Source organism: Candidatus Polarisedimenticolia bacterium, assembly GCA_036004685.1.
Taxonomy (GTDB): Bacteria; Acidobacteriota; Polarisedimenticolia; order Gp22-AA2; family AA152; genus DASYRE01.
This window is the reverse complement of sequence record DASYRE010000062.1, coordinates 16,160-28,705: the sequence shown is the minus strand read 5'-3', so window position 1 is coordinate 28,705 and position 12,546 is coordinate 16,160. Positions and strand designations below refer to the sequence as shown.

The window sequence follows — 12,546 nt, the reverse complement described above, 5'->3', positions numbered from 1 at the left end:
GCAAGCGGCGCGTCGTTCGGATCGCAACCGGGAGCCGGGGGGCGCCCGGCTCCCGGACTTCGTGAAGATCAGATTCCGTACGGCACGCAGTGCTTGGCGTGATGCTGGTCGGCGACGCACTGGTTGGGATAGACCTTGCCGTTGTCGCAGATGACCGGAGCATAGATTTGCGGACAAATCCCTTCGGTGGAGATCGAAGGGGGGCGCTTGCCGGTCGCCGGCTCGTTCGCGGCCGGCCCGCCCAGAAGCATGGTCAGCGCGGCCGCCGCGACAGCGAATACCTTGAGCATCGGTCACCCCGTCGGATTTGACGCCTGCGACGGCCCGATCGCCCGGGCAATCGCTCCGGCCTCAGCTGCACTTACAGATCCGAATCGGGCAGTTGCTGTGCACGCACTTCCCTTGACCGGCGCCGCACTTCGCGTCGCAGTCGGAATCGACGGAGCACTCCGGGCGCAGCCGGCAGATGGCCGCCGGCTCGGGCTGGCTGCCCTCCTGGTCGGGCTGCGCGACGGCCGGAGCGCCGTTCTCGGGCGCGGCGCAGACCATCGTGGGGCGCGAAGTGTCCGCGGACAGCCCCGCCGGGTCGAAGGCGGCCATGAGCGCCACGCCCGCGATCGCCATGACGGCCAGAGCGATGGTCTTGCCGATCCAATGACTCTTGCCCAGCATCGATTTGCTCTCCATGAAGTGGGTGAGGATTCGCCCTCTAAATACCTCCAATGACGCCCGGGGTCAAGAGGCCCGTTCGCCCCGGTGCCGGGCCTCTCCCGCCGCATGCTGCAGCAGGAAATCCTCGGGCTGCGCCGACGGCGGCCCAGGACCTGCCACGGGACCAGGCAAGCGGCCGGAAGGGTGGCGGTGCGAGCGCTTTGCCTCCGGGGAAGACTCGGGGGAAGGAACCAAGGGTCGCTTACGGCGAGCTGCCGGCCTCACCGCTCCAGTCGACCGTGCCGAACCGATCGTGCCCGAGCCGCGTGTAGAAGAGGCCGACGGTAGCCCGGGTCTGCGTGCGATCGCCGAGGTCCGGATAGGATGCGGCGCGATGATTCCAAAGGTACTTGATCGAGATCGCGTGCTTGCGCCTCAGGCGCATCGTGAAGGACGCGTCGGCGCGCACGATGTTGTCGTGGCCGCCCGTGTCGGCGGCGGCGACCCGGCTGACGAAATAGTCGCGCGCCGTCACGTCGATCGATGACCGATCGCCGAAGTTGGCGCGCAGCGCCGTCAACGCCACCGGCGCGATTCCGTAGTGGTAGTCGTTCTCGTCGGCGCCGTTGATCGTTCCCACGGCCCCGTAACCGGCACCCAGGAGAGCCGTTCCTTGCAGGGCGGTCGAGTCGGTGATCGACCATTGGGCGGTCGTCCCGAGTCCGAGGGCCGTGCTGGAGACGCGGAACGTCTGAGGCGCGATGTAGTCGTAGGCGCCGTAAAGCCCCCACAGCCCCCGGACCCGGCGGCCCGCCTCGTAGTCGGCTCCCACGAGAATTCCCCGCGTCAGGACGCTCTCGAATCCGCCGCCGCTCGAGACGGTGATCTGGAAGCTGAAATAATCGAAGGGCCGTTTGAGGGAATCGTCCGACTTCCCCGGCAGTCCGTAGTCCAAGGAGAAATCGACGAGCCCCTCGTTGCGCCGCAGCCGCGTCGAGGTTCCCGGATCATTCTGAGCGGTGCCGCTCGCTCCGATCTGGAGCCGGCTGAAGTACGCCGGCTCTCCGTCGTCGAAGATGGAGTCGAATCGATCCCCGAAGGCGAGGCGGTTGAAACCGGTCGAGGGGGAAATCCCCGCGGCGACGAGCTGGCGCCAGAATCCCGGCTTCGTATCGCCGTTCCCCAGCACCATGGCCGCCATCCGAAAGAGAGGCTCGCCCAGGAAGTTCCCGCCGATGCCGCTCGCGATTTGATCGTTGCGGGAAGGCGGAGTCGCTTCCCCCGCGATCTCCCAGAGAACGCTGCCGGCGAAGGTATAGGCGAAGGACTGCCAGAAGCCGAGACCGGCCGATCGCGCGAACCCTTGATAAGCGGCGCCCTGGTACGGGTGCCAGAGCTGGTTGATGGCGAAGGGGTCGTCGTCGACGACCCAGGGGCCGCGCGCGTTCCGTCGGATGGTCTCCCAGCTCGAATCGTAGTCGCTTCCGTCGACGCGCCGGTTGACCAGGTTCAGCAGGAGATCGAATGCGACGATGTCGGCCGCGGGAACGAGAAAGCTCCTCCGCGGAGGGGACTCGGCAGTGTCCGGATGCCCAGAATTCGCCGCCTCCTGCTCCGCCGCCTGGACGACCGGATCCGGGGAGCCGCCTTCCTCAGCGAGTGCGGCGAAAGAGGCGGCCAGGAGGATCGTTCCCAGGAAACCGGCGCGACGCCGAGCGCGGTCCGGCGCGTTACGGGCAGTCATCGTGGCTCCCATGAATTTCGAAGGGATACTACGTCACGATTCGATGAATGGGTAAGAACGCCTCCCGCCATTTCGGGTGGGCGATCCCAGCGGCGACGGAAACCCTTGAAAGACAAGAGGAATTCAGCTAGATTCCCTCGGCATGGACTCCGCCGGGAAGATCACCCAGCGACTCGCGGCCTTGAAGCGGGGCGATGAGGACGCCTTCAATGAGCTCTTCTCCCTCGTCTACCGGGACCTGCGCGCCATCGCGCACCGGGCGCTCAAGCGCGGGCGCCCCGATCAGACGCTCAAGACGACGGCGCTGGTTCACGAAGCTTATCTGAGGCTCGTCGATCAATCGCGCGCCGACTGGCAGGATCGCGGCCATTTCTTCTCGGTGGCGGCGACCGCCATGCGGCACATCCTGATCGACTACGCCCGGAACCGCCACGCCAAGAAGCGCGGCGGGGGAGCGATCCCGATCGAGCTGGACGAGCCGCTGCTGCGGGTGGAGGCGCGAGGCGAGGAGTTGATCGCGCTCGACGCGGCCATCACGCGGTTGAGCGAGATGAGTCCGCGGCTGGGGCGCGTCGTCGAGCTGCGCTTCTTCGGCGGGCTCTCGGTCGAGGAGACGGCGGAAGTCCTGGAGCTGGCGCCGAGGACCGTCAAGCGGGACTGGCGAATCGCCAAGGCTTTCCTGTATCAGAACATGACCGAAGGGCCATCCGTTCCCTGAGCCGGCTTCCGGCGGCGCCGCTCGTGAGAAACCCTCCCAAGGCTAGACCGTGATGCCCACGCTCCGACGATTTCATCCCCGGCAAAACCCGTCGCGGTCGGCGGGCGTCGCGCGACCGGCGCGCCGCGCGGCAACGCCGTGACCCACCCGGAGCGCTGGCGGCGCATCGAGACGATCCTGGGAAGAGCGCTCGAGATGCCGAAGGAAGAGCGTGCCTCCTTCCTGGATCAGGAGTGCGGGGAGGACGCCGGCCTGCGCGGCGAGGTGGAAGCGCTCCTCGCGGCCGATTCGCGCGCCGCCGGATTCCTCCTGACCCCCGGGACGCAGGCGATGGCCACCGCGACGCAGGGCGCTCCCGGCGCCGGGAGCGGGCCGCAACTTGCCGAGGGGCAGAGGATCGGACGGCGGTATCGTGTGATCCGCCTCATCGGCAAAGGCGGCATGGGAATCGTCTACCAGGTCCACGATCTCGAGCTCGATCGCGAGATCGCCATGAAGCTGATCCTGGGGCCGCTCTCCGAGGATCCCGCCATCCTGGAGCGCTTCCGAAGAGAGGTCCACCTGGCGAGCAAGATCACCCACCGCAACGTCCTGAGAGTCTACGATCTCGGCGAGAGCGATGGGGTGAAGTTCCTGACGATGGAGCTGGTGCCCGGCCGCGATCTGGGCAAGCTTCTCCGGGAGGAGAAACTTCTGGCGCTGCCGCGCGCCCTCCACTTCTTCCGCCAGATTGCCGAGGGGCTCGCGGCCGCTCATGAGCAGCAGGTCCTGCACCGGGATTTGAAGCCGCAGAACATCCTGGTGGACGAAACCGACCGCGTCTACATCACCGATTTCGGGCTCGCCAAGACTCTGGGGCTCAGCGATCTCACGCACACCGGGGCGTCCTTGGGAACGCCCCACTACATGTCGCCCGAGCAGGTCCGCTCCGAGAAGGTCGACGAGCGCACCGATCTCTACTCGCTGGGCGTCATCCTTTACGAGATGCTCACGGGCTGCATGCCTTTCGACGGCGTGTCGCCTCTGGAGGTGGCGCTGCAAAGACTCCACCGGGAGCCCACGCCGGCCATCGCCCGCAACCCGGCGGTTCCTCCCTACCTGGACGCGATGGTGCGGAAGTGTCTGGCCCTGGATCCGTCGCGGCGATACGGCTCGGCGCGGGAGATCCTCGCCGACCTTGACGCGCAGACCGTTCGTCCGGCGCCGCGCCGGATTCCCGCCGGGGCGAAGCGTCTTCTGGGGGCCCTGGCCGTCCTGCTGGGGCTCGCCGCGCTGGCATGGGGCGGCTGGCACGCCTACCGCGGCTCGCGTCCCGCCGCCCGGGCGACTTCCGAAGCTGCCGCCGCGGCCGCGGTCCCTTCGCTGGGGATTCTTCCTTTCGAGAACCGGACGGGACGGCCGGAGCTGGATTGGTACGGGGAAGGTCTGGCGCACCTGGTTTCCGACAATCTGGTCCAATCGAAGCATGTGCGGGTGGTCTCGGCGTCCGTGATGGAAGGGGTCCGGAGTCAGGCGAAGGAGCCCGCGGATCGGCTTCGCCTCGCGTCCCGGAGGGGAATCGGCTATTTCCTGACGGGCGAGATCCTCCCTGGCCCCAAGGGCCCGATTCTCGCGGCCCGCTTGACGGAGACGGGGAAAGGGCAGCAGGTCACCGCCCACCGGGTCGAAGGGCTCACCCTGGAGAGCCTGGCCAGCGCGTCGGAGGGAATCGCCGTCGAAGCCCGGAAAGGCCTGGGGATCCCCCCCACCGAGCACGTCGACGTTTTCTCGGCGGACTTTCCGAGCGGCAACCCGGCAGCCTACGAGCACTACCTCAAAGGGCTTCGCTTCTGGAGTCAATACCGCTACGACCAGGCCGAGACGGCCTATCGCGAAGCGCTTCGCCAAGCTCCCGACTACGCCATGGCCCGGTACCGGCTCGCCCAGTTGCTTGCCGAGTCGGGCAAAGTCGACGAAGGACTCGGCGAGATTCGCAAGGCGCTCGCCCAAGCCCTGAATCTCACGGATCGCGAAAGGCTCTACTTGCGGGCTTCCGAGGCCTATCTCTCCAATCGGAACGACGAGGCCGTCAAGATCTACACCGACCTCGTCGCGGCACACCCGTACGACACCGAGGCCCGCTATCTTCTCTGCGTCGTCCTGACGGACGAGGGAAAGAACCGTGAAGCCCTGGAACAACTCCAAATCCTGGTCAAGCTGGAGCCGGAGAATCCCATCACCTGGAGCTTCATGGGCTCGACGTATCTTTCGATGGGAGACTTCAGTCAGGGCATCGTGGCCATGAAGCGCTTTCTGGAGATGGAGCCTCGAAACGCCAACGGACATCACCTTCTCGGGGACGCGTACCGCTCCCAGGCGGAATTCGATTTGGCCGCCCAGGAGTATTCCGAGGCGCTCAAGATCGATCCCGCATTTTACTATTCGGCGACGAGTCTCGCCGAGCTGGACGTGATGCGAAGCCGCTGGAACGAAGCGGAGACGAGGCTCTCGTCCATCGTTTCCGAAGCGAAGGCGCCGGCTCGGAGCCGGATCGATGCCGTGTTCGATCTGGCTTTTCTCTACCGGGCGCGAGGTCGGTTTCGCGAAGCGAACGAGGTCCTGGAGCGTGCCGAGGAACCGATTGCACGGGAACAGGTCCGAGAGGCGATGGCCCTCGCCGTCCGAGGCCTGTCCCTGATGGAGGCGGGAGATTCGGGGGGTGCGCGGAGGCTAATCGACGCGGCGATCCGGCGCGCGCCGGCGGCGGGAGCTCCGACGCGCTATCTGTTCGCCCGAGGTCTTCGAGAGCTCAAAGGCGCGAAGCTTGAGGAAGTCCGCCGGACGGCCGAACAGATCCTCGAAGGGTCCCGGGCGGACGATGGTTCCGACCGAACCAAGGAGAAGGCGGCGGAGTACTTGAAGGGCATGGTGAGCCTGGCCGAAGGAAGCGCGCTCGCCGCGGTCGACAACTTCTCCCGCGCCGTGGCGCTTTCGGGCTACGAATACACGATCTACCGGCTCGGTCTCGCGCATGCCTATTACGACGCTGGCCGCCTGACCGAAGCGATGGCGGCCGCGCGTCAGGCCGCGGAATTGTCCAATCCGAACGAGCCGCGCCTCGATCTGGAACTCGACCGGGCCCGCGCGAGATCGCTTCTCGCCCGAATCCAGCTGAAGATGGGCCTTCGGACGGAAGCGAGATCCACCGCCCGCCCGCTTCTGACGCTCTGGGATGACCCGGATCCCGGTTTCAAAGACGCGGCCGAGGCCCGGCGTCTGGCGGCGGGCGGTGGCAGCTAGCGCGGAACCTGGGTGACGGTCCCGGGGCCCTTGGGAAAGACCAAGGTGCCGATCACGTCGCCATTCCCGTCAAAATCGTAGAACAACGGAATGGCCTGCTCGAAGCTCTCATACCAGCCTCTGAATTGGAACGTCTTTTCTCCCGAGACAAGCTGGTAGCCGGCCAGCGTGGCGTCCTTGGCCCCGACGATGCCGTCTCCGTTCATGTCGGCCAAGGACGATGGAGCGGTCCGGTTCACGACGAAAGCTCGCAGAGTGATGACCTTCGCGTTGAGCGCGTCGATCATTTCCTCGTCACCCAGGTTCGCTATCGGCCCGCCGTCGATCCGGACGCGAGGAGATTGTTCGCATCCGCTGCCATTCTCTTCCTGGAAAGGGGCTCCCACGCAACGGTCCATCAGGACGAGCGGCGTGAATAGCCCGAGCGGGGCCGGAGCGGATTGAACGTGTCCGAGAGAATCGACGAATGTCGCCGGCTGCCCGGGCGGCACGTTCAAGTGGGCCAGGATGCTCGTCTGCGCGCTGGCATCGTTCAGCTGGTAAGCGACAGAATCGAGAAGGCCTGCCAAATTCCTCGCCGTGCGCGGCGCCACCGGGTTGAAATTCTGATCGAACACGACACCGATGGAAGTATCCGCGAGCAGGACGAGACCGGGCAGATCATCGTCGGCGCCTAGACCGTAGCCGTCGGCGTTGACCGGGACCTGTTCGCAAGTAGCTCCGTCCGAGCAGTCGGCGTCGCCGGAGCAGCTCGGTCCCGGATAACTGTTGAAGGGGCTTCCCAAGCAATGCGACTCGATGACGTCCGGACCTGGACCCAAAGGGGGTCCCACCGGCGTGAGAAGATCGTTGAGACCCGTCGCGTAATTGAACAGGAAGATCTTCGGGCTTCCTCCCCCCCCGGAGTCGGTCAGGGCAGCGAGGCGCTCCTGATTGCCCGTTCCGTGAGCTACTCCCGGACGATCCTGATCGGGCGTGAACTCGACGTACGTCTCGTCAATCCCGGCACACTCCATTTGCGGAACGAAGGAAAGACAATGGTCGGGATCGGCGTACATGAGATAGCCGGTGTCCCCCTTGATTGGAAAAAAGGGGCCGACGACGGCACGTCCGATCCCCAGCTCGTTGTTGCTGGACAGAAGCAGGGCGATGGGCCACCCGTTCGCGACCTGTCGCGTGACGAAACCGTCCCGGGCGGTGAGGATCTTCAAGGTAATGGGGTGTTGAACCGTTCCCTGCGTTACGAATGCGTCGCCGGAGAGGCGGGGCGTGGAGCGGTACAGGTCCGCCCCGCCGGAAAAAGCGGCTCCGGCCACGACGAGCGAGAGTGCCAGGATCCCAAGATGTTGATGTCGATGCGCGGTGGAATTTGGCATGTGCGAGCTCCTTGCAGAAGAGAGCCATGACGGGAGGAAGGCCCTTGGAATGCTAAGGCGCGACCTGAGAATTGGCCTCAAGGTACGTCGATACTCCTTGGCTGTCAACGATTTTCCCCCCGAAGCGCGAGCGATCGCCGATTCCAGGGCGACTTCGACGAAACCGCTCTCCGGCTGGAATCGCGCCTCAGCGCTTGAGCCGGTGACCTCGGAGGCCAAGCCACCCGTTCCTGACGGGGCAAAGGTGCCCGGCCCGGGAGGGGATTTTCGCGCTTGATGCGCCGTCGGCGCCGAGCCGACGGCGCCCAAGTCTCGTGATTTCTCGATTTGGCACGAAGCGCGCGAATGAGCACGCGCAGGGATGAACGTGCGCAGGGATGGACAAGGGCGCCGCCGGGCGTTATCCTGACGGCGCGACGATTAAGGACTTGTCCTCCGACGTTCAAATCCCGGGAGGAGCGATGAACCTCCGCATCCGCGCGACGATCGCCGCGGCGACGATCCTGCTGGCACCGGTGGGCGCCGCGGCGCAGCACGAGCACGATCACGGGGCGGCGGAAAAACTCGGACGCGTGAGCTTCCCGGTCAGCTGCAAGGCCGAGGTCCGCGAAAGCTTCGAGCGGGGAGTCGCCTTGCTCCACTCCTTCGCCTACGCCAAGGCGTCGCAGGCCTTCACCGACGTGGCCGAAAAGGATCCGGCCTGCGCCATGGCGCAGTGGGGAATCGCAATGAGCCGGTTCCACGCCATTTGGGGACCGCCGCCGCCGGCCGAGTTCTCGGCGGGAAAGGCCGCCGCCGCGAAGGCGGCCGCGATCCCGGCGACGACCGACCGGGAGAAGGGCTATGTCGCGGCGATCGGCGCTTTCTATCAGGGAGACGACCTGCCGCATGCCGCGCGCGTCGTGAACTACGAAAAAGCGATGGCGGAAGTCGCGGCGCGCCATCCCCAGGATCACGAGGCGGCGATCTTTCACGCTCTGGCGATTCTCGCCGTGGCCTACAACTCGCCGCCCGACAAGACCTACGCCCGCCAGAAGCAGGCCGCGGAAATCCTCAACGGCCTCCTGCCGCTCGAGCCGGAGCATCCCGGAATCGCCCATTACATGATCCACTCCTTCGACTATCCGGCGCTCGCCGAGCTCGCCCTGCCTGCGGCCCGGGCGTACGCCAAGATCGCTCCCTCCGCGCCGCACGCGCTGCACATGCCGTCCCACATCTTCACCCGCCTGGGGATGTGGCGGGAATCGATCCAATCGAATCTCGCCTCGGCCGAAGCGGCCCGGAAATGGGCCGCGCAGTCCCATCCCGGCGCGACGGCGTTCGACGCGCTGCACGCCATGGACTACCTCGTATACGCCTATCTGCAGACCGGGCAGGACGCGAAGGCTCGCCAGGTCGTCGATCAGGTCGCGAAGATCGGAAGCCTCGACTCCCCCGAGCTTGCCGCGGGCTACGCCCTGGCGGCCATTCCGGCGCGATACGCGCTGGAACGGCGATCCTGGAAGGAAGCCGCGGCGATCGAGGTGCCGCGCGGCACTTTTCCCTGGGAGAAGTTCTCTTATGCCGAGGCCATCATCCATTTTGCCCGCGCGGTGGGCGCGGCGCGAGCCGGGGACGCGGACGCGTCGCGGGCCGCCCTCCAGAAGCTTGCGTCGATCCAAGCGGCCCTTCAGGGTCAGAAGGGCTTCGACTGGGCCGCGCAGGTCGAGATTCAGAGGCTCTCCGCCGCGGGCTGGCTGGCCCGTGCGCAGGGGAAGGACGAAGAAGCCAGACAACAACTGAGATCGGCGGCCGAGCTCGAGGACCGGACCGACAAGCATCCGGTCACGCCCGGCTCGATCCTGCCGGCGCGTGAGCAGCTCGCCGATCTCCTCGCCGAACTGGGCCAGCCCGCCGCGGCGCTGGCGGAATACGAGACGTCGCTCCGGTCGGCTCCCGGCCGGTTGAACAGCATCGCCGGCGCGGCGCGCGCGGCGGCGCGTGCCGGAGAAGAGAAGAAAGCGGAGTCGTTCCGGCGCCAACTCACGGAGCTGTGCGCCGGCGATTTGCCGCCCCGGGCGGAGACGAGATCCTCACGGGCGGACACCGCGCCGCGATCTCGCTGAAAGGCTCGCCGCAGAGCCTATTCGATCTTGACTTCCCGCATCCGGGCCTTGGGGTTCTCGTTCTTGGGAAGATGAACGAGCAGCATCCCGTCTTTGAACTCCGCCTTCATTTTTTCCTCGGAAGCGTCTTCGGGGACGATGAAGGACCGGAAGAAGCTCCCATAGGATCGCTCCACCCGGTGGAACCGCTTGCTCTTTTCCTCGGTCTCCTTCTTTCGGGTTCCTTGAAGGGTGAGAATTCCCTGATGGACCGTGACCTTGACGTCCTTGCGGTCCACTTCGGGTATCTCGGCCTTGATCAGGTACTCCTTGTCGTCTTCGGACACGTCGACGTTCGGCACCCAATCGGCGGCCGTCATCGCCTCACGCCCGACGTCGTAACGCATCGGAAGCTGGCCCATCAGTCGGTTGAACCGGTTGCCGATCGTCTCAAGCTCCTTGAAAGGATCCCAGGGATACTGCTCCCAGCGAGTCAGACTGTTCATCGTGGCGCTCCTTCCTTCTTTGGGTGATCCAGGACTTGTCATCGTACCCGGGCAAAGCTCCCGGCAAGTCCGATGTCTGACTCTAGGAGGCAACCGGGGGCCGGACCATCCGGCAAAACCCCCGGTTCCGGTGCCCGACGACGGTAGGGAGATTCCTCACCCTGGCGGGGAGACGGCGCGGGCGGCCGATTCGACGGCTGCGATGAGGCATGCATGGGAATTCAGGTGCGGGTGGCAGGGTGCGGCGACGCTTTTGGCAGCGGCGGGAGGCTGAACGCCTGTTTCTTCGTCCAGGGCGCCTCCGGAGCCTTCCTGATCGACTGCGGCGCGTCGGCGTTGATCGGCATGAAGCGATTCGGCGTCGACCCCGCGACGATCGATACCGTCCTGATCTCCCATCTCCACGGGGATCATTTCGGAGGGCTCCCTTTCTTGATCCGCGAAACCCAGATTCTCCGGAGCCGCAGCCGCCCGCTCGTGATCGCCGGCCCTCCCGCGACCCGGGAGCGCCTGGCGGCGGTGATGGAGAGCTTTTTCCCCGGCTCGTCGCACCTGCCTTCTTCCTGGCTGAGCTTTCGCGAGCTCGAGGACCGGCGGACGCTGCATCTCGAACCGCTCGCCGTGACTCCGTTCAGAGTTCTCCACACCGAAAGCGCCCAGCCGTTCGGATTCCGTGTCGAGTGCGAGGGGCGGGTGATCGCCTACTCCGGGGACACCGAGTGGACCGGGGCGCTCTCCGAGATCGCCCGAGAGTCGGATCTGTTTCTTTGTGAATCGTTTAGTTATTCTCCCACGCGGCACCACCTCGATTTTCAGACGCTGGCGTCCCGCCGCGGGGAGCTCTCCTGTCGTCGCTTGATCCTGACGCACCTGGGACCCGAGATGCTGCGGCGCCAAGGGGATCTGGAAGCGGAATTCGCCGAGGATGGGCAGAACATCGCCGTGTAATCCCGACAATCCCGGCAGACCTTAAGGGAGAACGAAGGATGGGACAGAGAGCTTGCGTCGTTCCGGCCGTCGGCCGCCTGGCTTACGGCCTCGGCCGCCCGAGGGAGCGCGGATGAGCCTTCGGGGTCTTCGGATAGCGGTCTTGATCGCGGCTCTTTCCGTTCTCCAAGTCGGAGCGGCGTCTCCGGCCGGCGCCGGGCCCACGCTCTATCTCGTGGACAGCCAGTTCGGGAATCTCGTGACCCGGATCTTCGAGGTCGAGGCCTCCACCGGCGCGCTGACGGTTCGGGGCGACCTCGGCACGGCCTACACTCCGCTGCTGGGCCTGGCGGCCGCGAGCCGTCTGGTCCTCTACGCCTCTGGCACCGATACTTCCTCCTCGGATCTTTGCGCCGGCAATTTCGCTTGTCTGCTGATGCGTGTGGAGCTCGACCCGCTCTCCACGCTGCCGGCCGCCCTCACGGTCGTCGGACCGCTGACCGAGAACGGTCTGACGCTGGGCGGGATCACCGGGTTGAGCTTCCGGAGGGACGGGAAGCTCTATGCCATCAGCCAGGACACGGACGGACTCTACGCTGTCGACACCACCACCGCCGTCGCGACCCGCCTCGCCACGGTCGATATCGACCTCCACGGCGGGGACTTCACCTTTGACGCCGAGGATCGACTCTGGCTGTGGACGAACCTGGGCGAGGCCACCGGGCTCTATCAGGTGGATCCGGCCACCGGCCATGCCACCTTGAGCGACCTTCAGCCGTTCCTCGACATGAGCGGCCTGGCCGCCGTGGGCCACACGAACGACCTGCGGTCCGTGAGCCCCGTCTCGGACGATCTTTACCCGATCGATCCCCTGGCGGGCCTCGCCGGCGACGGCCTTCCCCTGACGCTCGCCGGCAGTCCCTTCGACCATCGGCGCGGCGACCTCGACTCGCCGTTCTGCGAGGCGGATTCTTCCTGCGACGACGGGGATGCCTGCACGGCGGATCGGTGCACGCCCGGAGGGTGCGCCCATCCGGCCATCCCGAACTGCTGCCACACCGATGCGGAATGCGGAAGAGTGGCCCGGTGCCTGGTTCCGCGGTGCATCGACCATGCCTGCTCGGCCGGCTGGAGCGTGGCCTGCGGGCCTGCGCCGCTTCCGGCAAGACCGCCCCTTGTGAACTGACCTCCGAGGAACAATCTCCGAAAAAACGGAACCCCGATCGCGCCGGCGATCGGGGTTCGCGATGCCGCGCCGGAA

General features: G+C 66.2%; 10 protein-coding genes. 5 read left to right on the top strand and 5 right to left on the bottom strand.

Annotated elements, in window-relative coordinates; translation table 11 throughout:
* Positions 1 to 68: 68 nt before the first annotated feature.
* From VGR67_16330 to VGR67_16320, 3 genes are all read right to left on the bottom strand, one after another.
* Positions 69 to 290 carry a hypothetical protein gene (locus VGR67_16330; GenBank protein HEV8337979.1) on the bottom strand — a complete coding sequence of 74 codons (222 nt, stop codon included), beginning with the start codon at positions 288 to 290 and terminating at the stop codon, positions 69 to 71.
* 61 nt (positions 291 to 351) lie between these two features.
* Positions 352 to 672 carry a hypothetical protein gene (locus tag VGR67_16325; protein ID HEV8337978.1) on the bottom strand — a complete coding sequence of 107 codons (321 nt, stop codon included), beginning with the start codon at positions 670 to 672 and terminating at the stop codon, positions 352 to 354.
* Between the two features lie 241 nt (positions 673 to 913).
* Complete coding sequence (locus VGR67_16320; GenBank protein ID HEV8337977.1) at positions 914 to 2,395, bottom strand: DUF3943 domain-containing protein; 1,482 nt, start codon at positions 2,393 to 2,395, stop codon at positions 914 to 916.
* Between the two features lie 142 nt (positions 2,396 to 2,537).
* Between VGR67_16320 and VGR67_16315 the strand changes: the two genes are divergently transcribed.
* Together VGR67_16315 and VGR67_16310 are read left to right on the top strand one after the other, a co-directional pair.
* On the top strand, positions 2,538 to 3,113 hold the full coding sequence (locus VGR67_16315) for a sigma-70 family RNA polymerase sigma factor (GenBank protein HEV8337976.1): 576 nt from the start codon (positions 2,538 to 2,540) through the stop codon (positions 3,111 to 3,113).
* Between the two features lie 138 nt (positions 3,114 to 3,251).
* Positions 3,252 to 6,392, top strand: coding sequence for a protein kinase (locus tag VGR67_16310; GenBank protein HEV8337975.1), 3,141 nt, complete (start codon positions 3,252 to 3,254; stop codon positions 6,390 to 6,392).
* Here the strand turns inward: VGR67_16310 and VGR67_16305 are convergent.
* Positions 6,389 to 7,768, bottom strand: coding sequence for a hypothetical protein (locus VGR67_16305; protein ID HEV8337974.1), 1,380 nt, complete (start codon positions 7,766 to 7,768; stop codon positions 6,389 to 6,391). The genes VGR67_16310 and VGR67_16305 overlap by 4 nt on opposite strands.
* 461 nt (positions 7,769 to 8,229) lie before the next feature.
* Between VGR67_16305 and VGR67_16300 the strand changes: the two genes are divergently transcribed.
* On the top strand, positions 8,230 to 9,873 hold the full coding sequence (locus VGR67_16300) for a hypothetical protein (GenBank protein ID HEV8337973.1): 1,644 nt from the start codon (positions 8,230 to 8,232) through the stop codon (positions 9,871 to 9,873).
* Between the two features lie 17 nt (positions 9,874 to 9,890).
* On the opposite strand, the gene VGR67_16295 is transcribed toward VGR67_16300, so the two are convergent.
* A complete protein-coding gene (locus VGR67_16295; GenBank protein ID HEV8337972.1) occupies positions 9,891 to 10,358 on the bottom strand; it encodes an Hsp20/alpha crystallin family protein in 468 nt (155 codons plus the stop codon).
* Positions 10,359 to 10,571: 213 nt separating this feature from the next.
* Here VGR67_16295 and VGR67_16290 point away from each other — a divergent pair, with 213 nt between their 5' ends.
* Entirely contained in the window at positions 10,572 to 11,306 is a 735-nt protein-coding gene (locus tag VGR67_16290) for an MBL fold metallo-hydrolase (protein ID HEV8337971.1), read from the top strand.
* Positions 11,307 to 11,418: 112 nt separating this feature from the next.
* Positions 11,419 to 12,471, top strand: a complete 1,053-nt coding sequence (locus VGR67_16285) for a hypothetical protein (protein HEV8337970.1) — start codon at positions 11,419 to 11,421, stop codon at positions 12,469 to 12,471.
* Positions 12,472 to 12,546 lie beyond the last annotated feature (75 nt).

Bases quoted from the DNA above. Each gene is read 5' to 3' on its own strand.
- VGR67_16290 (HEV8337971.1), top strand. From the start codon at position 10,572: ATGGGAATTCAGGTGCGGGTGGCAGGGTGCGGCGACGCTTTTGGCAGC.
- VGR67_16295 (HEV8337972.1), bottom strand. From the start codon at position 10,358: ATGAACAGTCTGACTCGCTGGGAGCAGTATCCCTGGGATCCTTTCAAG.
- VGR67_16305 (HEV8337974.1), bottom strand. From the start codon at position 7,768: ATGCCAAATTCCACCGCGCATCGACATCAACATCTTGGGATCCTGGCA.
- VGR67_16330 (HEV8337979.1), bottom strand. From the start codon at position 290: ATGCTCAAGGTATTCGCTGTCGCGGCGGCCGCGCTGACCATGCTTCTG.
- VGR67_16285 (HEV8337970.1), top strand. From the start codon at position 11,419: ATGAGCCTTCGGGGTCTTCGGATAGCGGTCTTGATCGCGGCTCTTTCC.
- VGR67_16320 (HEV8337977.1), bottom strand. From the start codon at position 2,395: ATGACTGCCCGTAACGCGCCGGACCGCGCTCGGCGTCGCGCCGGTTTC.
- VGR67_16300 (HEV8337973.1), top strand. From the start codon at position 8,230: ATGAACCTCCGCATCCGCGCGACGATCGCCGCGGCGACGATCCTGCTG.
- VGR67_16315 (HEV8337976.1), top strand. From the start codon at position 2,538: ATGGACTCCGCCGGGAAGATCACCCAGCGACTCGCGGCCTTGAAGCGG.
- VGR67_16325 (HEV8337978.1), bottom strand. From the start codon at position 672: ATGCTGGGCAAGAGTCATTGGATCGGCAAGACCATCGCTCTGGCCGTC.